We start from the raw sequence: 24,687 nt of genomic DNA on the forward strand, positions 1-24,687 counted from the left end.
GATCAGGAGTAGCTGTGCAGGCCGCCGAAGAAGGCGTTGCCGACGAAGGTGAGCACGACGCTGGCGAAGCCGAGGACGAGCAGCCAGGAGGCGCGCTTGCCGGTCCAGCCACGGGCCACGCGGGCGTGCAGGTAGCCGCCGTAGATGAGCCATGTGACGAGGGAGGCGGTCTCCTTCGGGTCCCAGCTCCAGTAGGTGCCCCAGGCGATCTCGGCCCAGATGGCTCCGAGGACGAGGACCATGGTGTCGAGCGGGAAGCCGATGACGACGGCGCGGTAGCCGAGCCGGTCGAGGACCTCCGGCTTGGGGATGAGGTGGCGCCACTTCTGCGGGGTCCACAGGTCGAGGGCAGCTGCGGCGAAGCTCACCGCGAAGGCACCGTAGGCGAAGATCGCGACGATGATGTGCAGCGTGAGGAGCAGGCTGTTCTGCAGCGCCGGGACGAGCGGGTCGACCTGGGTGGGCTGGGTGCCGGCGTAGGCGAGGGCGATCACGGTGAGCGGCATGACGAACAGTGCCAGCGTCCGCGCCCGGTACTTCCACTCGAAGTAGGCGTAGGACACGAGGATCCCCCAGGCCATCGACGTCGCGAACTCGTACTGGGAGACGAAGGGGCCGTTGCCGGTGACCGCCATCCGCAGGCCGAGGCACACCGTGAGGAAGGCGATCGCGAGCCAGGTCAGCCGGGTCGCGAATCGGGCGAGGGTCGCCGCGGACATCGACGAGTAGCGCGGGGCCTCCGGTGCGTCGGGGACCGCAATGTCTGCGAGGTCGTCGTCGAGGAGGTCGTCGCTGGCGTCACCGACGCGCACCCGTTGGCGCTGTGGTGCCTGCTGCTTGAGGGCGCGGTGGCCGGCCGACATCGCCCAGAAGTAGGCGATGGTGGCCAGGACTGACGTGATGAGCGCTGCGACGAACGCGAACTGTGAGTAGGTGAGCATCTCCGTGGCTCCTTGTGGTGTGCCGACTCAGCTGTCGGACGTCTTGATGGAGGAGACGATGTTCTTGAACACCGGCTCGAAGGCGGGGTCCCGCTTGAGTGGCGCGCCGATCATGACGCGGCTGGTGCCGTCACCGTTGGACCGCACGCGGGCCCAGATGCGGCGGTGGGGCAGGAAGAAGACGAGGTAGCTGCCGATGATGAGCAGCGCCGAGCCCACCCAGACGATCCAGGAGCCCTTGTCCTGCTTGATGGTCAGGCCGGTGTAGGGACGGTTGCGCTCGAAGGTGTAGGTCAGGCCGTCGACGTCGATCGAGTCGCCCTGGTCGATGACGGGCCAGCCGAGGGGGTTCTCGACGCCGTCCTTGTGCACCTCGAACTGCGCCGTCCCGGCCGGCAGCTCCTTGAGGACCTGGCCGGACGCGGCCTGGATGACGTAGACGCTGATGCCCTTCTCGGGGATCTCGAACTGGCCGATGCTCTGCTGGCCGTCGTTCGACTGCCACTTGAGCGGCACCATCTCGCGGAAGAGCTCCTTGCCGTTCTCGCTGACCTTGACGTCGACGCCGATGCCGAAGAACGCCTGGTGGAACCACACACCTTCGTAGATGAGGGGCGTGTTGACCCGGACCTCCTGACGGGCCACCTGCCGGCCGTCCTTGGTCAGGACGAGGTCGGACACGTAGTCCTTCGGCTGCCCGTTCTCGTAGTAGGTGTCGGTGAAGGAGAGCGCCTTTGCGGTCAGGCCGGTGTTGTGGCCTACCGGGACGTCGACCCCGACCGGGGCGATGAAGTCGGTGTCCTTGAAGCCCGTCGTGGCCGAGACGACGAAGCCGAGCATGATGACGATGATGCTGAGGTGGGCCACCACCGTGCCGAAGGGACCCCAGCGGAACCGGTCGCCGTAGACGTCCGCGCCGGTCTTGGCCGTGCCGTCCAGGACCCGGAAGTGCTTGCCGCGCAGCGCATCCCGCACCTGTTGGGCGGCGCTGTCCACGTCGCCAGGGAGGTCGATCGTCGCGCGGAGCGGGGCGTGGGTGAAGAACACCTCGCGCATCGACGTCCGCGGGTGGGTGGCGACGCGCCACAGCTTGGGTGCCCGGTTGATCGAGCAGGCCAGGATGCTCATGCTCAGCACGACGAACAGGCCCTGGAAGTACCACGTCGAGTACACGTGGAAGAGGCCGAGCCGGTCGAGGATCCCGACCCAGCCGCCGTAGCGCTCGGACGGTGTGCCGGCCAGCCACTGCGCGTAGGCCTGCTCGTCGGCACGTGCCTCCGGAGTCGCCTGAATCAGCAGCGTGCCGGCGAGGGTCAGCAGGCCGAGCAGCAGGATGATCCAGAGTCCCGTGCGCATCGAGATGAGGAAGAGCCAGACCCGCTTGAGTGGGTGCTGGTTGCGGTGGTGCGGGTGGCCCTTGTCGGGCTGGTGGAGGCCGTCGAGGACGTCGACGCCGTGCTCGACGTGGGCGAGGTCGTCCAGACCGTCGACGCTGTCGACATGGCCAGGCACGTGGGCCGTGACGCGTGTCGCGACCCGCGATCTCGCCTCCTGGCGGTTCCTGACGCTGGTGCTCATCTCGGTGCCTCTTTCAGCTGGCGGTTGTGGTGGTGGTGGGTGGGCCAGACGGCTCAGATGGTGAAGCCGGGCACGTACTGGGACAGGCGGACGAAGAGGTTGGTCATCATCAGGAAGCCGACGATGACGAGCATCGAGCCGGTGACCATGGAGACGGCCGCCTCGTGGCGGACGAACCAGTTGAGCCGGCTGCCCAGGGCGCTGACCCCGAGCGCGACGAAGATGAACGGCAGACCGAGCCCGACGGCATACGCGACGAGGAGGACGGCCCCCTCGCCGACGCTCGAGCGGAGCGAGGCGAGGCCGATGATGCCGCTGAGGATCGGGCCGACGCAGGGCGTCCAGCCGGCGGCGAAGACGACGCCGAAGAGGACCGATCGCCCGACGTGCGGCTTCTGTTGCTCGACGGTCCCGTCCGGCCGGCGGCGCAGCAGGCTGCCCATGGACAGCCCGCTCTGCCGCGTGAGGAACGGCAGGGAGATGAGGCCGGCGACGTGCAGGCCCATGAGGATCAGGATCACTCCCCCGGCCTTGCGGAGGATGTCGACCTGGTCGCGCAGCAGGTAGCCGACGAGCCCGATCGAGGCCCACAGGGCGACGAAGACGACGGTGAAGCCGAGGACGAAGGCCAGAGCCTGGTGGAGCGTGGTGCGCCGGTTGGGGCGCACCTCGCTCCCGGTGCCGCCGACGATGTAGCTGACGTAGGCGGGCACCATCGGCAGGCAGCAGGGCGAGGCGAAGGAGACGATGCCTGCGAGGAACGCCACCGCGAGAGTGATGTTGCCGGTCATGTCGCTGTGCTCCCGTGCTCCGCGTCGATCCGCTGGCTGACTGGGTGGTTACTTGGTGGTCGTCGGCGTGGCGGCCGGAGTGGTGGCCGGAGCGGTGACGGCTCCGACCTGCGACTGCACGGTCTTGGCGAGCTCGCTGTTCGGGTCGATCTCGACGACCTTGGCCCACTCGGCCCGCATCAGGTCCATCCGCCCGGTGGTCATGTAGAGGAAGCCGAGGTCGTAGCGCAGCTCGGCGTTGTCCGGGTGGGCGGCGATGCCGTCCTTCCAGGTCTTCTCGGCCGTGGCGTTGTCACCGGAGTTGTAGGCCGCCGCGCCGAGGCTGATCAGGGCCTGGGCGTTCTTCGGGTCGACGTCGAGGACCTTCTGCGAGAAGGCCTTCGCGTTCGCCCAGTCGTTGGCCCCAAAGTAGAGATCGGCGATGGCCTGGAGGGAGGCGACGTCCTTGGGGTTGGCCTCGACCTTCTTGGTCAGCTCGGCGAGCCGGGCCGGGTCGACGGCTGCCGCCGTCTGGCTCTGGCTGGTGTCCTGCGCGGCGGTCATCTCGGGCACGTCCGGCTTGCCCATCCAGTAGACCCCGAGGACGACGCCGATGGTGACGAGGACGGCGATGACACCGACAAGAATCCGGTTGGTCCGGTTGGGGTCGGTCGTCTCGGCGGCGGCCGGCGTGGCGGGCCGCGCGAGCGCCTTGAGGTCCGACTCCGGTCCGGTGAGGAGGGCGAACACGCGGTCGACCTCCTGCTGCCGGCGGTCGGCCCACCCACGGATGTCGTCGGGTGCCCCTTCGAGGTACTCGACGATCTGCTCGTGGGTGCTCTCGACCGCCTGGTCGTCGGCCGAGCCGTCGAGGCCGAGCCGGGCCAGGAGGTCGGACTTGACGCGCGTGGTGCTCGTCGTGGTGGTGGCGCCCTTGGCTCGGGACATGGGTTTCACTCCTGCGTCAGGTGGCATTCGTTGGGTGGTGAAGCTTGGTGAATCCAGTGTGCTTTTGAGCGATTTGCTGAACTATCCGCCGCAAGGCACATGTCAGGTAGAGATCCGGTCCAGGCGCCCGTGCGGGGCACATGTGCCCCTCGTGGAGGCCATGGAAAAAGCGGATTCCGTATGCCGCTGAGTCGGCTTCGCGCTCCCACCGCGGTGGGCGGTGGGCGCGGCTGAGGGGCGTGGTCATGAGGTGCCGGACGTCAGTTGCTGTAGGTCGCGCCCTGGTGGTCCTTGCCGTGGCAGGTCAAGGTGCAGTTGCCGCCGGTGGCCGTCTTCTTGAAGGTCGGGACGCCGCCCATTGCCTTGCTCGGCAGGACGTTCGGCGAGAAGCCCACGAGCCGGTCCCCCGCCACCTTCTGGTCGCCGGGCAGCTGAGTCGTGCCATGGCTGCTGAAGTGGCACTCGGCACAGCGGGCGTTGCCCTGCCCGGCGCCCGGGGTGTCGATGTCGAGGCCGCCGCTGCCCTTCGTCGTGATGCCGGAGACGTGCAGGCCGTGGAAGACGAAGTTGGTTCCCTCCGCGGCCGCCGGGCGAAGCCGGTTGGCGAAGGGGGTCTCCATGTGGCAGGCGAGACACAGGGCGAAGCCCTTGGCGTCGTAGAACTGGCCGGCCTTGGACAGGACGCGGTTCTCGTAGGGGCGGATGAGGATGCCGCGGTTCGTCGAGGCGTGCACGGTGAGGGTGGCGTCCGGGCTGTTCTCGGCGGGGTCGCTCGAGGTGCCGGTCGTGTTGCTCGCGTGGCAGCTGACGCAACGCATCGTGTCGTTCGTCGTGAAGTTCCACAGCTTGTAGGGCGACGGGCCGGCGAGGCTGTCCGCGAGCTTCTGGGTCTGGTTGCGACCAGGGGCCTCGACCGGGTGGTAGGAGGCATTGTTGGGGTTGAAGTCGACGGCGAGGTCGGAGAAGTTCTGGGACGCCTTGCCGGGGACGTCCTCCGGGAGCGTCGTGAAGCCGGAGTGACACTTGAAGCACAACTGGTACTCGGCGGTGACCGGCTCGACCATGCCGTCGAGCCACGTATAGGTCGGTGCGGTGCCTGCGGCGCCGTTCGTCACGGCGACGCCGGACACCTTGGTGAAGCCGCCGGGGGCGGTCCAGCCGGTCGCCGTCATGGCCGCCTTGGCGGTGGACGCGCCGTGGGGGTCGTGGCAGTCGCTGCACTGGCTGTGCCGGTTGAGCACCGCCTTGAACTCATTGTTCGAGTCGAGGACGTGGTTGCTCGAGTCGGTGGTGTCGTGCGACCAGTAGGACCGCGTCGCCGGGTCGTTCGTTGGCTGGCCCAGGGCGTACTGCGCCTGGACGTCGGCGCCTCCCGTCCCGCCGGCGTGGCAGGTGTAGCACTGGGTGGTCTCGCTGTCCTTCTTGACGAGCGCCTTGGCCTTGGCCGAGTGGGTCTGGTGGCAGGCGCTGCACTGGCCGCTCGTGGTGGAGTTGCCCGGGTTGTGGATCGTGCCGGGGCCGTTCGGGCCGACGACGATGACGTCCTCGGCCGCTGCCGGCGCGGTCTCCGTGGACGCGAGTGCGCTGTAGAGGGGATAGCTCGTGGCGGTGGCCTTCGACTCCGGTGCCCCCACGAGGGCGTAGTCGGCCGCTGATGGATCCGGGAGGCCGGGGACGTCCGCACCAGCCCGTTGTCCGGGACTGGCGAGGGTCGCCGGCACGTCGCCCACCGTGACCGTGGCTGGGGCGAGCAGGGCAATCGCGGTTCCGTCGTCGGTCACCCGCAGCTCGTAGCTCGTCCCGTAGGCGGCGTCGATCGAGAGGGCGACGGTGAACTCCTGCACCGTGGCCGTGCCGGGGGCAAGGAAGTACGCGTTCACGGGGTTGGCTCCGCTGGACCGCTGGCCGACGGCCGCGGTCAGGCCGTCCGGGATGTCGAGCTGCAGCTGATCGACAGCGATCTGGGCGATTCTCGGCGCGGGGACGGAGCCGTCGTCGGTGGTCACCCACTCCTCGGCTGCGTGCAGGGGCGCCCCCGGCGTCGCGGCTTCCGGTACGACCTGGAACTCGCCGGTGCCGGCGACTCGGAACTCGAGCCGGGGGGTCACCGTGACGGGGTCGCTGCCGCCGTTGAAGAGTGGGGCGACGAGACGGAAGGTCTGGAACGGGACGACGTTCTCGGCGCGGGCGCCGGGGGGGAGGTAGGTGGGGTCTGTGCCGGGCGCGCCCAGGAGGGCCAGGACGCTGGGACCGCCGCTCAGACCGGGGACCGGGAGGGCGGGCAGGTCGCTCGTCGCGGCGACGGGCTCGGGAGACAGCCCAGTGGCCTCCGCCGGCACCGAAGTGGATGCAGTCGGCTCCGTGGTCGGCTCCGTGGTCGGCTCCGTGGTCGTAGGTGACGGTTCGGCCGTAACGGGGGCTGTAGGCGCCGGCTCGGTCGGCGTGTCCGTCGACGTCGCGGTCGGGTCTGGGGCGGGCGTAGTAGCGGTGGTGGTGGCTGTCGGTGTTGGCGTCGGATCCTCGGCGGCGAGACCGGCCGCTGGCGCGGCGCTCAGGGCCAGCGCGAGCAGTGGTGCCACGGCGACGGCAGCCGGCCACCCACCGTGCCGGATGTGGCGCGGCGGGCGGGTCCGGGTGCTCGTCATCAGTGGTGTCCTCCGGTGGTCGGAGTGGGTGGGTGGGAAGGTGTGGGGCTGCGGGCGACCTGGGTGAGAGGCCACCCGCAGCCTCACGGTGATCTGGTCAGGCTCGGCTGTTGTGTCTCAGCTGGGCCGGATCAGACGTTGTGGCACATCACGCAGACGCCCCGGTCGTCGACTCGCAGGAGCCGGCTGTCGGTGCTGAGCGCGGTGTCGCCAGGGTTCTCCACGGCCGAGTTCGGCATGGCTGCGTTCGAGCCGTGCGCGACGTGGCACTGGATGCAGTTCCGGTTGGACGCGGCGTCACCGTTGATGTTGTCGCCGGTGTGGCGGTAGGTGAAGACTGCGTCGCCGGAGTTCGTCTTCCACGAGCTCCGTGGCGCTAGGTAGCGCGTGTGGCAGGTGGTGCACCACGCGGCGACGTTTGCCTGGAAGGAGCTCACGGTCGTGGTCCCCGTCGTTGCCTTCGGGGTCGGATCCGTGATCGACGTGGCACCGAGCGTCGTAGTCGTTCCCGTGTCGGCGAGGGCCGCAGGGTCACCGGCGATCCAGTAGTTGGTCGTCGTGTAGACCTTGTTGGCCGTGTCCTTGATGAACACGCCGGGCTGGGTGTTCCCCGGGATCACCGTGGCGAACCCGGAGTCGCTCGGCACCGGCTTGAGGATCCGGTACTGCTTGTTCCCGTGCGGGTCGTGGCAGGACGAGCACTCGAGCTTGCCTGTCGTCGTCGTGGACATGTCCAGGCCGACGTTGACCGTGCCGGAGAGTGAGCCGTTGCCCCACATGATGCCGACGCCACCGAAGTGGCTCGACGTGGTTCCCTTGGGAGCCGCGGCAGGCGGGATCAGCTGGTTCTTCGAGCGGTAGGCAACCCGCCCGTCAGCGTAGGTGTAGAGATAGGTGTCCTTCGTCGCCGAGTCGGTGCCGAGCATGGCCTGCTCGAAGCCGCCACCGCGGAGGGCTCCCACCTGGGTCCCACGCTTGACCGTGAGCACGGTCTTCCCGTCGGGGTAGTAGGTGGTCGCCGAAGAGTCATAGCCGACGCCGTTCTGGACGTCCGTGGTGGCGCCGGTGCCGCTGCCGCCGTGGCAGGAGAGGCACAGGTCCTCCTCACTCGCCGCGTTGAGCAGATACGCCGACTTCGCCGTGTGGGCACGGTGACAGGAGGCGCAACGCCCTTGCCCGGCATCGCTGATCTTGATGCCGGACTTGACTTCATTCGTGGCGGTGGAGACGTGCGGACCGTTGTCGGCTTGCGCCGGCATGGCCCCGATGAACAGCGCCGCGGAGGCGGCCGCCAGTACGACGAGCCTCCGCACCACTTTTCGTTCTGTTCTCATGATCGCTGTTTCCAATCTGAGCTGTGAATTTGTGTATTCAGTTGTGCGGTGAACCAGTTCGTCCGCCTCGCCGTAGTGCCGGCGTGCCTCCGACAGGCCACTCCTAGGCGGTCCCGGCCGCGCCACGACGTGGCATCAGTAGCCCCAGACCTGGATTCGGTTGTTCTCCCGGTCGGCGACGTAGACGCGACCGCGGGTGTCCGTCGCGACGCCGTTCGGGAAGAGGAAGGTGGCGTCCTCGCGGCCCTGGTCACCGAACGAGCCGACGTAGGCCGGGTGGTCGGTCGGCATGGCGCCGGTCGTGAAGACGCGGACCTGCTGGTCGGTCGTGTCGACGACGAACAACCGGCCCTGGTCGTCGAGGGCCATGCCGCGTGGGAGGCCGAGGTCACCGTCGCCGATGCCTCGGGCGAGCAGGGTCGTCATGGCGCCCGTGGAGTCGAAGACGACGACCCGGCCGTTGTTGCTGTCGGTCACATAGATCGCGTCCTGCGCACCGGGGACGATGGCGTTCGGGTAGTTGAGCTCACCCTTGCCGAGCGTCTTGACGAGAGACCCATCGGGCGCGAAGACGAGGATGCGGTGGTTCTTGGGTTCCGCGCTGGAGGCGTCGGCCACGTAGACAGTGCCGTCAGCGCTGACGCCCAGGCCGAGCGGAGAGAAGGTGATCTTCTTGTCCTTCGGCGTGAACGTCGAGCGGTAGGTGCCGGCCCGGTCGTACACGTAGACCTTCCCTGCCGCCCGGTCGCCGACGTAGACGTCGCCGCTCGTGGGGTGCACCGCAACGTAGACCGGCACGTGGTAGCCCTTGTCCGCCGCCGGCGGCTTGAGCCGGCCCACGCTGTTGCCGTCCCGGTCGAGGATGAACGCGGCGGGCTTGGTGCCGGACTGGGTCACGTAGAGCAGTGAGCCGTCGAGGGACACGGCGACGCCGAGGGGCTTCTCCACCCCGTAGAGCGCGGTCTTGTAGGTCGGCACCTTGTCCACGTCGAGGCCAGGCAGCTCGCTCAGCGGCTTGCGGTTGAGCAGGTACCACGCCGCGACCGCGCCGAAGAGCACGAGTGCCACGACGAGCAGCCAGGCGATGATCCTGCGCCGCCGGCGCCCGCGCGGGTCCTCCACGACTGCGGGCGGCGTCGCGGGGGGACCTCCGAGGTCGTCGAGCTCCTGCAGGAGGTCCTCGCCGGCCTCTTGCGTTGCGGTGGTCTGGATGTCAGTCATGTCGGCTCCCCCTCACTTCTTCGCCGTGGGCTTCGCGTCCGGCGTCACGCCGAGCGATGAGAGCGACGACATGGCGGAGACGTTCTTCGGGTCCTCCTTGAGGGCCTTCTCGTACCAGCCGATGGCCGCCTTGCTGTCGCTCTCGGTCTCGGCGATCAGGCCCAGGCCGAGCATCGCCTCGGCCGCGGCCGGGCCCTCGGTGAGCGCAGTGAGCTGGGTCTTGGCCTCCTCGACTTCGTCACCGCAGAAGGCGACCATCGCCCCCGCATACGCGGCGAGCTCCGGCTTCTTCATCGTCGTGTAGGCGCCCTGCATCTGCTGGTAGGGCTCGCACCACCCGGTCGGGACGAAGCGGAGCGCGTTCTTGAAGGTGGCGATCGCCTTCTCGGGCTTGCCCTGCTGGAGCTGGGCCAGCCCGATCTGGTACATCGCGTCGGAGTCCGTCGGCGCGATGTTGAGCGAGTGGCTCAGCTGGTCGATGGCAACCTCGGGCTTCTGCTGCTTGATCGCGATGACCCCGAGGTAGTAGTAGGCAGCGCCGAGCAGGGAGTCGGAGTTGGCGAACTCGCCCTTGCGCGTCGCCTTGATGACCTTGGTCAACGGGGTGATCGCCCCTTCCAGGTCACCCTTCTCGAGGAGCGCGTAGCCCTTCGCGACCAACGCGTCCTTGCTGTCGGGGGCGACCTTGAGCACCTGCTCGAACTGGGCCACCGCGTCGTCGAAGCGCTGAGCCTGCTGGTAGACGAGGCCGAGGTGCAGTCGCGCATCCACACTGTTGGGGTTCTTGCGGACCTCGGCCTCCGTCAGGTTGATCTGCTGCTGGAGCATCGACGGAGCCGGGGTGACGTACTGGTCCTTGTAGTAGAGGAAGCCCACGGAGGCGAGCCCGGCGACGAGCACCACCACCCCGATCCGTAGGAACAAGCTCAACATCCGGTCAGAAGACCTGACCGCGAGCCGGTGCTCGCTTCGTGCCTGTGCCACTGGTACCTCACCCGTCCTTTGTGGCGGTGGTGCCGGCATGCCTGCCGCTCGGAGGCGAGATCCTCCGTGTCCATCGTGTTCGGGACGCGCTCCTGGGCCTATCCGCCGCAGGGTAGAGATCCGATAGAGGGCGGCGCTGCCTCGTCCCTATCCGCTCAAACTGATGGATCCCGTCACGTTTCCCCTCACGGGCGATTCAGGCTCCCCGGATCGCTCTACACTCTGCTTTGACGCATCAGTCAGCCGGCCCGGCGAAGGAGCACGTCGATCGCCACCAAGCACGCCACCAGCCAGAGTCACGCCGAGAGCACGAGTGCCGCGGCCTGGCACCCGGCCCCGGGCGAAGACGACCCCGCCTTCCCCCTGCCGCCCCAGCCGCGCGAGCGCCGTCTCGTGGGGCGCCGGCTCAAGGCTGTGGGCATCCTGCTGCCGGTGGCGTTCGCCATCGCCCTCGAGATCGTGCGCTACGTTCTCGAGCACCGCGGCTACTGGACGCCGAGCACACTCGGCAACTGGCACCTGGCGACCGTGCTGCTGGTCATCCTGGGCATCGTCGTCTTCAGCCTCACCATGTTCTGGTTGATCGACCGTGCCGAGCGACAGGTCATCCGGCAGAACCGCGATCTCGCGACTGCCAATGCGGTCGCCGCCGCCATCCAGGGCCAGTCGACCGTGTCGAGCATCGTCGACGGGTCGCTCGCAGCCCTCGTGGGCACCGGCGGTACCGCCCAGGCCCGGATTCGGCTCTTCCAGCCGGCTGACCTGCCCGAGGAGGATGCGACGGCCCACACCGTCGTGGCCCCCGGGTTGGCCGCCTCGACCGACAACCCCAGCGTGGATGTTCCCCTCACCCACGGGCCGACGACCGTGGGACGGTTGTCCGTCTGGTACGACGAGGAGACCTACCTCGGAGACCGGGTGGGGACGACCGCGTTGTCCAGCCTGACCACTCAGATCGCCTGCGCGATCCAGCTGGCGGAGGCTGTCGGCGACCTGAACCGCCGGAAGATCGAGGGCCACGCCCTCTACGACATCCTCCTTCGGGTCTCCAACCAGGAGCCGACTACCGCCGTCCTCGACACCGTGGCCCGGCACGCGGTCACGCTGTTGCGCGCTGACGGCGCCGCGATCACGGTCTTCCCCGACATCGCCCGGTCCGTCCGGTTCGAAGCCGGCCCGGACGCCCCGACCCTGGAGCCGAACGGTTCAGCCGTCGTCGCCCGGGGCGCTGCCAGGCAGACGTGGAGCCACACCGCAGCCCGCCAGGGGGACGGAGCCACCGGGCCGGTCTGCCAGATCGAGGTCGGACGGTCGGATGCAGGCCCCTTCACCGAACGGGACTGCGGCTTCCTGTCCACCCTCGCCAGCCTCATCGGCATCGCCCTCACCGGCGCGCAGATGCGGGAGCTGTCGCGCCAGCGGGCCATCCTCAGCGAGCGCACGCGCATCGCCCGGGAGATGCACGACAGTCTCGCCCAGGTGCTTGGCGCCGTGCACCTCCGACTCCGCGCGCTCGGGGCGACGTTCGCCAATCTGCCCAAGGACCAGGTCGGTGCCGAGGTCGACTCGCTGGCCGAGGTGTGCGCGGAGTCCTACCGGGACGTCCGGGAGACGATCCTCGGCCTGCGCGACTCGCAGCAGCATGCCGATCGCAGCCTCGAGGACAACCTGCGCGCCTACCTGATGAAGTACTCCTCGCAGTCGGGCATCGCAGCGACCCTCGTCAACGAGGTGGGGCACGAGGTCAGCCTGTCCCCGCGCGCAGAGGTGCACCTGATCCGGGTCGTTCAGGAGGCTCTGACCAACGTGCGCAAGCATGCAGCCGCGTCGTCAGTGACGGTGAGCGTCAGCGGCACGGACGCCTCGACGACCTTTGAGATCGAGGACGACGGCGTCGGCTTCGACCACACCAGCACGGTCGGCGCGCAGGATGGCTACGGCCTCTTCACGATGCGCGACCGGGCTGCCCTGCTCGGCGGGACGGTCGACATCGACTCGGTGCTCGGCCGCGGCACGCGCATCATGGTGACCGTCCCGGAGCGCCCGTTCGCCCCGCGGGTCCTTGGCGGTGTGCGGTGAGCGAGCCGACGCGGATCCTCCTCGTCGACGACCAGCCGCTCTTCCGGGGCGCGATCGCGGCCCTGCTCGCCGGCCAGCCGGACATGGAGGTCGTCGGGGAGGCCGAGAACGGCCTGCTCGGCGTCGAGGCGGCCCATGCGCTCCGGCCGGACCTCGTCATTCTCGACGTCGAGATGCCCGTCATGAACGGCGTCGAGGCCGTCCGGCTCATCCGCGAGCAGGTCATGGACGTCAAGGTCATCATGCTCACGGTCTCCGACGTCGAGGACCACGTCCTCGACGCGCTGCGCAACGGCGCCCACGGCTACCTCCTCAAGGACCTGCGCCCCGAGCAGCTGTACGACATGATCCGCTCGGTCATGCGCAACGAGACGCCGATCTCCCCCGGCGTGGCCGGTCGGCTGCTTCGGGAGATCCGGCAGGGCAGCAGCAAGCCCCGCGTCACCTCGCCTGCGGCCCAGCCCGAGCAGTCGGTGACCCGTCGAGAGCTCGAGATCCTCAGGCTGGTCGCGGAGGGACTGAGCAACAAGGAGATCGCCAAGCGGCTGGTCATCACCGAGGGCACGGTGAAGAACCATGTGCACAACGCCCTCGAGAAGCTCCACATGGACAACCGGATCCAGGCCGCCGCCTACGTCATCCGCCAGGGCCTCGGCGCCCCGAGCGGCGAGCCCACCGGTCGCTGACGGCTGCTCAGCTCAGCCGGGTCAGGTATAGGCGGACCCGTGCCATTCCTGTAACCAGAGCCGGATGGCTGCCGGTCGGTCTCGCAACTTAGCCTGAAGCGCGGGAACGGCCGGACTCGCGGAGGAGGGTGACAGAGTGGCGCATGAGACGTCGGTGCTCGTCATCTGCGAGCACGAGCTGCTCGGTGAGGGCCTCGCTGCCCGCCTCGCGTCGATGGGCATCCAGGTGCTGGTCACCACGGCACACAACGACCACTCCGTCGTCCTGGCCCTGCGTGGCCGGCCGGATGTCGTGATCATCGAGAGCACCGACCCGGCGTGCATCGAGCGGGTCAGGGCGCTCAGTCCGACGTCCCGCGTCGTCGACGCAACGAGGTCGATCGGTCGGGGCTACCCGACGGAGACGATGCGTTTCGAGGCGATCCTCGACGCCCTGCCGGTCAACCCGCAGCCGGAGGCTCTGGCTTGACGTAGGCCGCCCGCAGGTGGCGGGAGTTGAGCAGCGCTGCGACGACGACGAGGATCCCGGCGAGCGCGACCTGTTCGATGACCATCCAAGTTGGATACAAGCCGGGGATGAAGCAGCTGGCCACGGCCACCACGGGGAAGATGATGGTGAACAGCCGCATCCTCGAGTAGGCCCACCACCAGCCCCGTTGCGCCCGCCAGACGAAGTAGTAGAGCGACGCCGTGAGCAGCGAGATCATGACCAGCCGGGTCCAGACGATCCAGCTGAGCGAGTCCCCCATCTCGTTGCGCACCACGGCGAGCAGGACCGCTGCGACGTCGAGGGAGAAAGCGGCCGTGATGCCCGTCGCCACGTCGGCGAGGATGCGCCGGCTCTCGGGATGCTCGGTGTGCTCGGCCGGCACCCGCAGCCTGGCCTTGCGGCCGCCACCGATGCGGTCGAGCACCCGAGCCACGACCTCGACGTCCATCGCTCTCTCCCGTCGGGCCTAGACCTGGGCCCGCGACTCGATCGCCGCCAGCACCTCGGCAATGGCGTCGTCCACGGGCACGCCGTTCTTCTGCGACCCGTCCCGGAAACGGAACGACACGGCCCCCGCAGCCCGGTCGTCCTCCCCCGCGATGAGGACGAAGGGGACCTTCGACTTCGACGCGTTGCGGATCTTCTTCGGGAAGCGGTCGTCACTGGCGTCGAGCTCGACGCGAACTCCCTTGCGGCGCAGCTGGTCCAGCACGCCGCCGAGGTAGTCGGCATACTCGTCGGCGACCGGCACACCGAGCACCTGCACGGGCGAGAGCCAGACCGGGAAGGCCCCGGCGTAGTGCTCGACGAGCACCCCGAGGAACCGCTCGATCGACCCGAACTTCGCCGAGTGGATCATCACCGGCTGCTGCCGCGTGCCGTCGGCCGCCTGGTACTCCAGGCCGAAGCGCTCCGGCTGGTTGAAGTCGTACTGGATCGTCGACATCTGCCAGGTGCGGCCGATGGCGTCCCGGGCCTGCACGGAGATCTTCGGTCCGTAGAACGCGGCACCGCCCGGGTCGGCGACGAGCTCGAGGCCGGAGGCGGTCGCCACGTCCTCGAGGACCTTCGTCGCGACCTCCCACTGCTCGTCGGAGCCGATGAACTTCGCCGACTTCTCGCCCTCGGTGTCCCGGGTCGACAGCTCGAGGTAGAAGTCCTCCAGGCCGAAGTCCCGCAGCAGCGACAGGACGAAGTCGAGCAGGTGCTTGATCTCCGCGGGCGCCTGCTCGGGAGTCACGTACGAGTGCGAGTCGTCCTGCGTCATTCCCCGCACCCGGGTCAGCCCGTGGACGACGCCGGACTTCTCGTAGCGGTAGACGGAGCCGAACTCGAAGAACCGGAGCGGCAGCTCACGGTAGGAACGCCCGCGCGACTGGTAGATGAGGTTGTGCATCGGGCAGTTCATCGCCTTGAGCTGGTACTTCGCGCCCTCGAGCTCCATGGGCGGGAACATCGTGTCGGCGTAGTACGGCAGGTGCCCGGACGTGTGGAAGAGCCCGTCCTTGGTGATGTGCGGGGTCCCGACGTAGTCGAAGCCCTCCTCGATGTGCCGGCGGCGGACATAGTCCTCCATCTCCCGCTTGATGACCCCGCCCTTGGGGTGGAAGACGGGCAGTCCCGAGCCGAGCTCGTCCGGGAAGCTGAAGAGGTCGAGCTCCGCCCCGAGCTTGCGGTGATCGCGCCGCTCGGCCTCGGCGAGCCGGTCGAGGTAGGCCTTGAGCTCGTCCTTGGTCGGCCAGGCGGTGCCGTAGATGCGCTGCAGCTGAGGGTTCTTCTCGGAGCCGCGCCAGTAGGCGGCGGCCGAGCGCATCAGCTTGAAGGCGTTGCCGATGAGCTTGGTGCTCGGGATGTGCGGTCCGCGGCAGAGATCGCCCCACGCGCGGGTGCCGTCGCGGCGAATGTTGTCGTAGATCGTCAGCTCGCCCGCGCCGACCTCGACGCTGGCGCCTTCGGCGGCCTCGCCCGCGCCGCCCTTGAGCCCGACGAGCTCGCACTTGAACGGCTCGTGGGCGAGCTCGGTCAGTGCCTCCGCATCGGTGACGACGCGCCGTTCGAAGGTCTGGCCCTCGTTGATGATCTTCTGCATGGCCTTCTCGAGGGCCTTGAGGTCATCGGGGTTGAAGGGGGTCTCGACGTCGAAGTCGTAGTAGAAGCCGTCGCGGATGGGCGGGCCGATGCCGAGCTTCGCCTCGGCGTGCAGGGACTGCACGGCCTGGGCGAGCACGTGCGCCGTCGAGTGGCGGAGCACGGCGAGGCCGTCCTCGCTGTCGACGGTGACCGGCTCGACGTCGTCCCCGTCGGCGAGGATATGGAAGAGGTCGCGCAGCTCGCCGTTGACGCGTGCGACGACGACGTCCCGCCCGCCGATCCCAGCCTGCTCGAGGAGCTCTCCGGCCGTCGTCTGCGCGTCGACCGATCGCTCGCTCCCGGCGGCGGTGACGCTGATCTGTGCAGACACGGATGATGCTCCTTCGATGCGGGTTCCCGACCGCTGCGCGCGGTCGCCGCTCCAGCGTATCGACTGACCCGGCCGCACCGCGAAGTCGTTCCCGCCGCTGGCATACAGACTTCGAACTCGTCCTGTCCCGGCGCAACCTTTCCCTCGGGAAGCCGCGTCCTGTGTGCACTGGGCCACGGGGTCAGCCGACCCCCCTCCACCAGGCCCACGCGACCCACAGGGGGACCTGACATGAACGCTCTCAAGACCGGGACCGTGGCCGCCTCGGCGGCGCTGCTCGCGGGCGGCGCACTGGCAGCGGCACCCGCGGCTTCTGCGGCGCCAGCCTCGACCACGTCCGTCACCACATCGACCACCGCATGCCGGGCGACGTCCGTCCACCAGATCGGCACGAAGAAGGTCGTCTGGGACAAGGGCATGGCCGCCTTCACCGTGCGGCAGTACCTCGGCTACTGCCAGGACAGCCGCGGCTGGGCGTGGATGAACTTCGCCTCGGTCTACGTCTGGCAGCAGTACCACGCCCGCGCGTTCGGCTATCGGGCCCAGGTGGGTATCGCCGTCAAGGGCGAACAGGAGACGCGCGGCTATGTGATCGGCCCCAACCGACAGCGGCTGACCTTCTCCAAGCCCGTTCGCACCGTGAACGTGTGCACCCGAGGCTGGGGCAAGCTCTACCGCCTAGGGGCCGAGTCCGCGCAGGGCATGACCTCGTTGCGCTGTTGACCCCTCCCGGCGACCCAGCCCCGGACGACCGTTGCCCGCCAACGTCCCCGGCACCCCGCGCGCGGCGCACCTCCCACTCGCCTGGGCGCGGGCAACGGTCGTCCGGAACCACCGGGCCGTATGCCGCTGGGCCCGGTCCCGCTCAGGGGGCCGGGTCGAGCCCGAGGCTGAGGACCGCGACGCCGGCGAACCTGCCCGCGGCCAGGTCGTCCAGCGCCTGGTCCGCGTGGTCGAAGCCGTACGAGGTGACGGTCGAGTGCAGGTTCAGCCGCCCTGCGAGCGCCAGGAGCTCCTCGCCGTCCTGGCGCGTGTTGGCCGTCACGGAGGTGATGGTCCGCTCCCGGAAGAGGTGGGTGGCGTAGGTCAGGGTGGGGATGTCGGAGACGTGGATGCCGGCGAGCGCGAGGGTTCCACCCTGCCCGAGGCCCTCCAGGGCCACGGGAACCAGGTCGCCGGCGGGGGCGAAGAGGATCGCGGCGTCGAGCAGGACCGGCGGCCGGCCGTCGGCGGGACCGGCAGACGTCGCCCCGAGGTCGAGGGCCAGCCGTTGCGCGTCGGCGCCGCGGGTCAGCACGTGGACCTCGGCACCCTGGGCCAGCGCGAGCTGGGCCGTGAGGTGGGCGCTGGCGCCGAAGCCGTAGATCCCGAGGCGTCCGCCCACCGGCAGCGCGGCCCGGCGCAGCGCGCGGTAGCCGATGATGCCGGCGCAGAGGAGCGGGGCCGCCTGCTCGGCCGCAAGATGCTCGGGGATGCGGTAGGCGTAGGCCTCCGGCACGGTGGTGAACTGGGCGTAACCGCCGTCCTCGTCCCACCCGGTGAAGGTGGCTGCGAGGCAGAGGTTCTCGCGTCCGGACCGACACCAGCGACACGAGCCGCACGTCCTGCGCAGCCACGCGACACCGACCCGGTCCCCCACGACGAGCCGCGACGTCCCGGAGCCGCAGGAGACGACGCGACCGACGACCTCGTGTCCCGGGACGACGTGGGGTCGGTGCTCCGGCAGGTCGCCCTCGGTCACGTGCAGGTCGGTCCGGCACACGCCACACGCCTCGACCTCCACGAGGACCTCGTCGCTGCGCGGTCGTGGGACCGGGCGGTCAACCCTGCGGATCCGTTCGGGGCCGTCGGCCCCCACCGTCTCCCACACCCCCATCGTCTCGGGAAGGCTGCGCCCGTTGTCCATGGTCACCAGCCTCTCGCGGCTGCGGCGGCGGGGTCGCGCTTTCCTCCTCGACGAGACGCATCGCACCGCCGATGGCGCCACCGAGGGCGCCCAGGAGGACGAACAGGAGCAGGGTGCGATCCCCTGCGCTGGCGCTGGAGGAGCCCCACGCCCCGGGCGCCGTGGCGACGTTCCTCAGCGTGTCGTTGAGCGTGCTGGTGAAGATGACCCCGCTCCCGAGCCAGCTGAGCGACAGCCGGGTTCGCGTCAGCGCTCCACCTCGGATCAGGCCCACGCCGGCGACGGCCGCACCGAGAGCGGCGAGGGCCGACCCGGCGAAGAGCGAGCGCTGCGGGACGTCCGGCTCGCCGAAGGAGCCGCCCCCGACCGTCGCCCAACCGAGCTGCACGACGGCGAAGACGACTGCGGCGACGATGAAGACCATGCCGAGGACGTTCTGCAGCGCGTCCGTCCGACCTCCCCTGCCCTCGGTCCCACCGGCTGTCACGGTGGGCCAGCGATCCCGTGCGTAGAGGACGAAGGCGGGGAGCAGGAGGGCGGCCTGCAGCACGAAGCCGCCGTAGACGATCCCGAAGACCCACGGAGCCAGGACCTCGTCACCCAGGAACGGGTTGCTGCCGTCGATGAGCAGCTGCAACGGCGCACCGACCAGGAAGCCCATCATCACCGGGGCCAGCAACCCGGTGGCGATCCACACGGGAAACGCCACGAGGAACGCCGGGATGCGGCGAGCCCAGGGTGCGACGAAGCCGATGGCGAGCAGGATCGCGACGACGTCGAGGCCGGCGGTGACGCCGTTGGCCACCCTGGTCGTGTCGGTGAAGCCCCCGTCCGCGACGCCAACGGGCCACCCGCTCAGCCAGGCGACCTTGAGCAGCGTGTAGGGCAGGCACACGAGGACCGTGGCGATGCAGATGCGCCGCCGCAGCCGCGAGACCCGGCGCGCCGGGGCGGGGTCGGGACGGGATCGGGTGGAGGTGAGGACGGGGCTGGTCGAGCTCATGCAGCCAGCCTCGCGCGCGACCCGGGATCAGCGCGTCACTCCTTCGTCTCGCGCGGTTCCGTCCGGCGGATGAAGGTCGCTCATCCTCGCGGCTGAGCCCGGCACCCGCTGCACTGACAGCGGGGCCGGGCTCAGCGGCATACGGAATGGGTCGTCTACCAGCGGTGCTCGATGATGGCGTGCTGCACGTCGGCCTTGGCGGAGCTGAGGAGCGACAAGGCACGGTTCGCCTCGAACTCGCTGCGCAGCCGCACGGTGGACGGTAGCCGCAGGGGCTTGCGGAACCACACGTGGCTGGTCACCCCGGCATCCGGGATTCGCGGACCCAGCGCCGCGACGACCCGGGCGTAGCTGTACATGCCGTGGGCGATCGAGGTCGGGAAACCGAGCGGCCGAGCCGTCAGCGCGTGGACGTGGATCGGATTCCAGTCACCGGAGACCCTCGCGTAGCGGCGCCCCACGTCCTCCGCGAAGCGCCACGTCGGACCGGCCGCGACGGCCTGCAGCGGCTGGAGGTCCGGCGGCTCGGAGGTCGTGGCATCAGGGTGGTCCTCCCCCCGGGAAAGGTAGGTGCTCACCCCTCGCCACACCGTCTCCCCGGCCACGGTCGCCTCCGACACGAGGTCGACCTGACGCCCGCGCCGATGCGGCCGGAGGTTCTCGGCGTGCACGGTGAGGTCGAAGGCCTCGTCGAGCCCGATCGGCCGGGTGGCCGTGATGACGTTCTCGACGTGGAGCGAACCCATGAGGGCCAGCGGGAACTCGCGCTGGCTCATGATCGCCGTCTGCAGCGGGAAGGCGAGGACGTGCGGATAGGTGAGCGGCAAGGTCGAGCGGACCGGGAACCCGCACACGCGCGCATAGTCGGCCACGGTGTCCGCGTCGGCTCGGACCTCGAGGCGGACGGCCAGCACATCGGGCAGCGGCCCCGACGAAGCGCGGCCGGCCACGAGCGCCGAGGCGTAGATCCGGCGCAGGTCCGGGGCGGTGTCGAAGCGCAGCTCACGCCTGCCCTCCGCGGAGCCAGGCGCCCCGCTCATGCGCCGAGGAGGCTCTGGCCGCACACGCGCAGCACCTGCCCGTTGACGGCAGCCGCACCCGGCTGGGCGAGCCAGGCGATGGTCTCGGCCACGTCCTTGGGCAGACCGCCCTGCTGGAGCGAGTTGCTCCGGCGGCCCACCTCACGGGTGGCGAAGGGGACGGACTTGGTCATCTCCGTCTCGATGAAGCCGGGAGCCACGGCGTTGACGGTGATCCCGCGGTCGCGGACCTGCCCCTCCAGCGCCTCGACGATGCCGATGACGCCTGCCTTGCTGGCGGCGTAGTTCGTCTGGCCGCGGTTGCCCGCGATGCCGGCGATCGACGAGAGGCAGACGATGCGACCGCCCTCCCCCAGCCCGCCGCCGCCGAGGAAGGTCTCGTTCATGCGGATGATCGAGCGCAGGTTGACGTTGAGGACGGCGGCCCACTTGTCGTCGGACATGTTGACGAAGAGCTTGTCCCGGAGAATGCCGGCGTTGTGCACGACGATGTCGAGCGACCCGTGCCGGGAGGTCGCGTGCTCGAGGATCCGGCGGCCCGCGTCCTCGGTGGTGACGTCGAGCTGCAGGGCCGTGCCGCGCACGTCGTTGGCGACCTTGGCCAGGCTCTCACCGGCCTGTGGGACATCCACGGCGATCACCGTCGCGCCGTCGCGGGCGAGGACCGCGGCGATCTCGGCGCCGATTCCCCGGGCGGCGCCGGTCACGACCGCGACCTTGCCGGCCAGCGGCCGCAGGGGGTCGGCGGCGGAGGGCGACGCGGCGTCGCCGACCCGGACGACCTGACCGTCGACGTAGGCCGAGCGACCCGAGAGGAAGAACTCCACCGCCGACCAGACGCCGCTCTCCGCGAGGGCAGGGTCAGCAGCAGTGGCCAGCACCAGGTTGGCGGTCGCGCCGAAGCGCAGCTCCTTGCCGAGGGAGCGGGTGAACCCCTCGAGGGCCCGCTGCGCCGCGATGTGGCTCACGTCGGTGAGGGTCGCCGGGTCCGTGCCGAGCACGACCACTCGGGCGTTCTTGGCGAGTCGCTTGACCGCAGGGGCGCCGATGGCATGAAGGGCAACGAGGTCCGACGGGTCGGCCGCGGCGGACAGGTCGAGGACCAGGGCTCCCAGCCGCCCGTCCAGCTCCTCGAGCGCAGTGCCGACCTGGGCTCCGGCCTGCTCGAGCCGGTTGGCCAGGGACGTGTCGAAGTGACCGCCCCCGGCGACGAGCACCGGCCCCTCGACGAGGGGGTCCCCCGGCGTGTAGCGACGCAGCTTCGTCGGTTGCGGGACCCCGGCCTTCCTGGCGAGCGGGGACGTGATGATGGTGGTGAACAGGTCAGCCATGGATCACGCCTCCAGGATCGCGACGACGCCCAGGCCGCCGGCCGCGCAGATCGAGATGAGCCCGCGGACCGGCTGCCCGGTCTCGTCGGCCTTCTGGCGTAGCTGCTTGGCCAGTGACGCGAGGATCCGGCCGCCAGTGGCGGCGAACGGGTGACCCGCTGCCAGGGAGGAGCCGTTGACGTTCAGCTTGGTGCGGTCGATCGCACCCAACGGGGCGTCGAGGCCGAGTCGCTTGGTGCAGAACTCCTCGTCCTCCCACGCCTTGAGGTGCGTCAGGACGGTGGACGCGAACGCCTCATGGATCTCGTAGTAGTCGAAGTCCTGCAGGGTGAGGCCGTTGCGGGCCAGCAGCCGCGGGACCGCGTAGGCCGGGGCCATGAGCAGCCCCTCCTCGCCGTGCACGTAGTCGACCGCCGCCGTCTCGCCGTCCACGAACCAGGCGAGCGGGGTCAGGTGCTGGGCCTTCGCCCACTCCTCGCTGGCGAGCAGGACGGTCGAGGCGCCGTCGGTCAGGGGCGTCGAGTTGCCCGCGGTCATCGTCGCGTTCGGGCCCGTGCCGAAGACCGGCTTGAGCTTGGCGAGCGCCTCGACGCTGGAGTCGGGGCGCAGGTTGTTGTCGCGGGCCAGGCCGAGGAAGGGGGTGACGAGGTCGTCGAGGAAGCCACGGTCGTAGGCGGCCGCGAGGTTGCGGTGGCTGGCGACGGCGAGCTCGTCCTGGGCCTCGCGGGTGATCCCCCACTGCTCGGCGGTGACGGCCATGTGGTCGCCCATGGACATGCCCGTGCGCGGTTCGCCGTTCTGCGGGATCGAGGGCGCGAGGTGCTGGGGGCGGACCGCGGCGAGGGCCTTGAGCTTGTCCACCGGCTTCTTGGCCCGGTTGGCCGCCAGCAGGATCTTGCGCAGGTCCTCGCTGACGGCGATGGGGGCGTCGCTGGTCGTGTCGGCGCCGCCGGCGATGCCGGAGTCGATCTGGCCGAGGGCGATCTTGTTGGCGACGAGGATGGCGGCCTCGAGCCCGGTGCCGCAGGCCTGCTGGATGTCGTAGGCCGGGGTCGTTGGCGCGAGCCGCGAGCCGAGGACGGACTCCCGGGCGAGGTTGAAGTCGCGGGAGTGCTTGAGGACGGCGCCGGCCACGACCTCACCGACCTGCTGACCGGACAGGCCGTAGCGGGCCGCGAGGCCGTCGATGGCCGCCGTGAGCATGTCCTGGTTCGACGCCCGGGCGTACGCGCCGTGGGCTCGGGCGAACGGGATGCGGTTGCCGCCGAGGACGGCGACGCGGCGCGCCTGCCGCGTCGGCGGTGCTGGGGTCTTGCGTGCCATGTGGCTCTCCTACGTCTGGGGTGGGGCCCTGTGGCCCGCCTGCCGTCAGGCTAACCGAAACCGTCAGTAGTCGATACAGCGAGTACCTGTTAGTTTGCTCGGCATGACGAAGGTCTCCCGCCCGCCCGGCCCGGTCCGCGAGCAAGGCGCTGCCCCGGACGGCCGGTCCGTGCGGTGGGAGCGCCACCGGGAGGAGCGGCGGGCGAGCCTCGTGGACGCGACGATCCGAGCGATCCGCCGGCACGGAGCAACCGTCGGCATGGACGACATCGCCGCCGAGGCCGGAACGAGCAAGACCGTCATCTACCGGCACTTCGAGGACCGCGCCGGTCTCTACCGCGCCGTGGCCCAGCGCGTCGAGGCGCGTGTCGTCGGGGGCATCGCCCGGGCTCTCGAGCAGTCCACCGGCGTGGGCAAGGACCCCCGCGAGCTCATCTCCTCGACCGTGAACGCCTATCTCGAGCTCGTGGAGTCCGACTCCGAGCTCTACCGCTTCGTCGTGAACCGGCCGATCGTCGACCGTCCCCTCACCGACGACCCGGTCGGCGAGCTCGTCAGCCACGTGACGGACCAGCTGACCCACCTGCTCGAGGGCCGGCTGGGCGGGTCGGACGGGAGGCCCTTCGACCCCGCGACGACCCGGGTGTGGGCGGTGGCCCTCGTCGGCTCGGTGCAGGCGGTCGGGGACGACTGGCTGGCGGCACCGGCCCGTCCCGGCCGGCCGACCCGAGGCGAACTCGTCCAGTCGCTCACCGACCTCGCCTGGTCCGGGCTGGCCCCCAGCCTCTCCGACCGAGAGTCTCGCTCAACAGCCCGGTGAACGGCCGGTCAGAGGCGCACGTAGCGTCCCCGGCGATGCAAGAGCGGGTCCGGCTCCTCCCCCACCTCCGCGTGCTCGACGACGCCCTCGACGAGGACCGACCAGCCGACGTCCCGGCGCGACGCGGTGTCGACCCGCACACCGAGCCACGACGCTGCGGAAGCCAGTCGTGGCCCCCACTCCGTCTGTTGCCACGCGTCCATCCGGAACGGGCCACCGGGAGCCGGGAACTGGCCGGCGAACACCTCGGCGAGATCGCGGTGCCGCCAGGAGAGCAGGCTCACGACGGCCGTCGAGGTCTCCTCCAGCTGCTCGAGGAGGTCAGCGTCGGGATGCACCAGCACGAGGGTGCGGGCCGGGTCACCCGCGGCCACGAGGAACGACGTCACTGTCAGCCCGGCCCGGTCCCGCCCGGTCCCTGACGTCCACAACGACACCGTGCCGCCGATGCGGCCGCGGAAGCGCCGCACGGGATCCCGCTCCGCCTCGCCCTCCTCGAAGGGGTGGCTCGAGTGGATCGTCACTCGCGCTCCGCCGCGAGCAGGAGGTCGTCGACGGCCACCTCGCCGGGCTCCACCACCTCGGCGTAGACGCCGGGGCAGTGCGAGGGCCGCTTGGAGATGGTCAGCGTGCAGTCGCCGAGCCGGATCACCGACCCGACGAGCGAGAAGAGCGCCTCGGTCTCGATGTCGAGCACGATGTTGGCCTTGGGGTGGGTGCCGACGTACTCCTCCGCCGAGACGATGTGCACCGCGTGCTTCTTGGACCGGTTGCCCTTGGGGCCCGTCGGCGTCATGTCGACGGACTCGAGCTCCTGCGCCGGCTCGTCGGAGTCTGGATAGATGAAGAGACTGCTCACCTTTGCCGGCATGCCCACGTCCCACCTTTCCGCCGCCACCGCGGAGGCGCGCCAGCGCGCGGGACTCAGCTGAGCGGCATACGCCATGTCCCTGATCGGGGAATCGCTCCTGCCGGGAGTCTATGTCCGATGCGGCCCGGACCGGCTGATTCAACGGGTCGGCCCAGAGCCGGACCCGGACGAAACTGAGGGTGGACGTGAAGGGACTCGAACCCCTGACCTCTCGCGTGTGAAGCGAGCGCTCTAACCAGCTGAGCTACACGTCCTG

Annotated in this window: 22 protein-coding genes and 1 tRNA gene; 5 read left to right on the plus strand and 18 right to left on the minus strand. The window is 69.9% G+C overall.

What is annotated here, in order from left to right:
• Window positions 1-2: 2 nt before the first annotated feature.
• The 8 genes from ccsB to OO014_RS00455 form a co-directional block, all read right to left on the minus strand.
• Window positions 3-941, minus strand: coding sequence for a c-type cytochrome biogenesis protein CcsB (ccsB, locus tag OO014_RS00420; RefSeq protein WP_272460251.1), 939 nt, complete (start codon window positions 939-941; stop codon window positions 3-5).
• Between the two features lie 27 nt (window positions 942-968).
• Complete coding sequence (locus tag OO014_RS00425) at window positions 969-2,519, minus strand: cytochrome c biogenesis protein ResB (protein WP_272460252.1); 1,551 nt, start codon at window positions 2,517-2,519, stop codon at window positions 969-971.
• Window positions 2,520-2,572: 53 nt separating this feature from the next.
• Window positions 2,573-3,310: a cytochrome c biogenesis CcdA family protein gene (locus tag OO014_RS00430; RefSeq protein WP_272460253.1), complete on the minus strand. Its 738-nt coding sequence runs from the start codon at window positions 3,308-3,310 to the stop codon at window positions 2,573-2,575.
• A gap of 48 nt (window positions 3,311-3,358) precedes the next feature.
• Window positions 3,359-4,237: a tetratricopeptide repeat protein gene (locus tag OO014_RS00435; RefSeq protein WP_272460254.1), complete on the minus strand. Its 879-nt coding sequence runs from the start codon at window positions 4,235-4,237 to the stop codon at window positions 3,359-3,361.
• 260 nt (window positions 4,238-4,497) lie between these two features.
• The gene (locus OO014_RS00440; protein WP_272460255.1) at window positions 4,498-6,576 is read right to left on the minus strand and encodes a cytochrome c3 family protein; all 2,079 of its coding nucleotides are present in this window, start codon (window positions 6,574-6,576) and stop codon (window positions 4,498-4,500) included.
• 437 nt (window positions 6,577-7,013) lie between these two features.
• Window positions 7,014-8,216, minus strand: a complete 1,203-nt coding sequence (locus OO014_RS00445) for a cytochrome c3 family protein (RefSeq protein ID WP_272460256.1) — start codon at window positions 8,214-8,216, stop codon at window positions 7,014-7,016.
• A 135-nt stretch (window positions 8,217-8,351) separates the two neighbouring features.
• Window positions 8,352-9,437, minus strand: coding sequence for an SMP-30/gluconolactonase/LRE family protein (locus OO014_RS00450; RefSeq protein ID WP_272460257.1), 1,086 nt, complete (start codon window positions 9,435-9,437; stop codon window positions 8,352-8,354).
• 12 nt (window positions 9,438-9,449) lie between these two features.
• Window positions 9,450-10,370, minus strand: a complete 921-nt coding sequence (locus OO014_RS00455; RefSeq protein ID WP_272460258.1) for a tetratricopeptide repeat protein — start codon at window positions 10,368-10,370, stop codon at window positions 9,450-9,452.
• A gap of 483 nt (window positions 10,371-10,853) precedes the next feature.
• Between OO014_RS00455 and OO014_RS00460 the strand changes: the two genes are divergently transcribed.
• The 3 genes from OO014_RS00460 to OO014_RS00470 all read left to right on the plus strand — a co-directional run bounded on the left by OO014_RS00460 (window position 10,854) and on the right by OO014_RS00470 (window position 13,655).
• Complete coding sequence (locus OO014_RS00460) at window positions 10,854-12,500, plus strand: sensor histidine kinase (protein WP_272460259.1); 1,647 nt, start codon at window positions 10,854-10,856, stop codon at window positions 12,498-12,500.
• The gene (locus tag OO014_RS00465) at window positions 12,497-13,186 is read left to right on the plus strand and encodes a response regulator (RefSeq protein WP_272460260.1); all 690 of its coding nucleotides are present in this window, start codon (window positions 12,497-12,499) and stop codon (window positions 13,184-13,186) included. Before OO014_RS00460 ends, OO014_RS00465 begins: the two co-directional genes overlap by 4 nt.
• Before the next feature lie 136 nt (window positions 13,187-13,322).
• Window positions 13,323-13,655 (plus strand): hypothetical protein, encoded by a 333-nt coding sequence (locus OO014_RS00470; RefSeq protein ID WP_272460261.1) that lies wholly within the window; start codon window positions 13,323-13,325, stop codon window positions 13,653-13,655.
• Here OO014_RS00470 and OO014_RS00475 read toward each other — a convergent pair.
• Both OO014_RS00475 and thrS read right to left on the minus strand, forming a co-directional pair.
• On the minus strand, window positions 13,627-14,124 hold the full coding sequence (locus tag OO014_RS00475) for a hypothetical protein (protein WP_272460262.1): 498 nt from the start codon (window positions 14,122-14,124) through the stop codon (window positions 13,627-13,629). The genes OO014_RS00470 and OO014_RS00475 overlap by 29 nt on opposite strands.
• Before the next feature lie 18 nt (window positions 14,125-14,142).
• On the minus strand, window positions 14,143-16,137 hold the full coding sequence (gene thrS / locus OO014_RS00480; protein ID WP_272460263.1) for a threonine--tRNA ligase: 1,995 nt from the start codon (window positions 16,135-16,137) through the stop codon (window positions 14,143-14,145).
• Window positions 16,138-16,368: 231 nt separating this feature from the next.
• Between thrS and OO014_RS00485 the strand changes: the two genes are divergently transcribed.
• Window positions 16,369-16,860 (plus strand): hypothetical protein, encoded by a 492-nt coding sequence (locus tag OO014_RS00485; protein WP_272460264.1) that lies wholly within the window; start codon window positions 16,369-16,371, stop codon window positions 16,858-16,860.
• Window positions 16,861-17,002: 142 nt separating this feature from the next.
• Here the strand turns inward: OO014_RS00485 and OO014_RS00490 are convergent, their stop codons facing one another.
• The 5 genes from OO014_RS00490 to OO014_RS00510 form a co-directional block, all read right to left on the minus strand.
• Entirely contained in the window at window positions 17,003-18,043 is a 1,041-nt protein-coding gene (locus OO014_RS00490) for a zinc-dependent alcohol dehydrogenase family protein (protein ID WP_272460265.1), read from the minus strand.
• On the minus strand, window positions 17,958-19,046 hold the full coding sequence (locus tag OO014_RS00495) for a hypothetical protein (protein WP_272460266.1): 1,089 nt from the start codon (window positions 19,044-19,046) through the stop codon (window positions 17,958-17,960). The genes OO014_RS00490 and OO014_RS00495 overlap by 86 nt, the downstream gene beginning before the upstream one ends.
• 155 nt (window positions 19,047-19,201) lie before the next feature.
• Complete coding sequence (locus OO014_RS00500) at window positions 19,202-20,086, minus strand: MaoC/PaaZ C-terminal domain-containing protein (protein WP_272460267.1); 885 nt, start codon at window positions 20,084-20,086, stop codon at window positions 19,202-19,204.
• Window positions 20,083-21,417, minus strand: coding sequence for a 3-oxoacyl-ACP reductase (locus OO014_RS00505; RefSeq protein ID WP_272460268.1), 1,335 nt, complete (start codon window positions 21,415-21,417; stop codon window positions 20,083-20,085). Before OO014_RS00505 ends, OO014_RS00500 begins: the two co-directional genes overlap by 4 nt.
• Before the next feature lie 3 nt (window positions 21,418-21,420).
• Window positions 21,421-22,740 (minus strand): acetyl-CoA C-acetyltransferase, encoded by a 1,320-nt coding sequence (locus tag OO014_RS00510; protein WP_272460269.1) that lies wholly within the window; start codon window positions 22,738-22,740, stop codon window positions 21,421-21,423.
• A gap of 103 nt (window positions 22,741-22,843) precedes the next feature.
• On the opposite strand from OO014_RS00510, the gene OO014_RS00515 reads away from it, so the two are divergent.
• Window positions 22,844-23,560, plus strand: coding sequence for a TetR/AcrR family transcriptional regulator (locus tag OO014_RS00515; protein ID WP_272460270.1), 717 nt, complete (start codon window positions 22,844-22,846; stop codon window positions 23,558-23,560).
• A gap of 8 nt (window positions 23,561-23,568) precedes the next feature.
• On the opposite strand, the gene OO014_RS00520 is transcribed toward OO014_RS00515, so the two are convergent.
• From OO014_RS00520 to OO014_RS00530, 3 genes are all read right to left on the minus strand, one after another.
• On the minus strand, window positions 23,569-24,084 hold the full coding sequence (locus OO014_RS00520; RefSeq protein ID WP_272460271.1) for a flavin reductase family protein: 516 nt from the start codon (window positions 24,082-24,084) through the stop codon (window positions 23,569-23,571).
• On the minus strand, window positions 24,081-24,431 hold the full coding sequence (locus tag OO014_RS00525) for a hypothetical protein (protein ID WP_272460297.1): 351 nt from the start codon (window positions 24,429-24,431) through the stop codon (window positions 24,081-24,083). Before OO014_RS00525 ends, OO014_RS00520 begins: the two co-directional genes overlap by 4 nt.
• Window positions 24,432-24,611: 180 nt before the next feature.
• Window positions 24,612-24,685, minus strand: a tRNA-Val gene (locus tag OO014_RS00530).
• Between the last annotated feature and the right edge of the window lie 2 nt (window positions 24,686-24,687).

Origin of the sequence: Intrasporangium calvum, from assembly GCF_028446585.1 — a bacterium.
Classification (GTDB): Bacteria; Actinomycetota; Actinomycetes; order Actinomycetales; family Dermatophilaceae; genus Intrasporangium; species Intrasporangium calvum_A.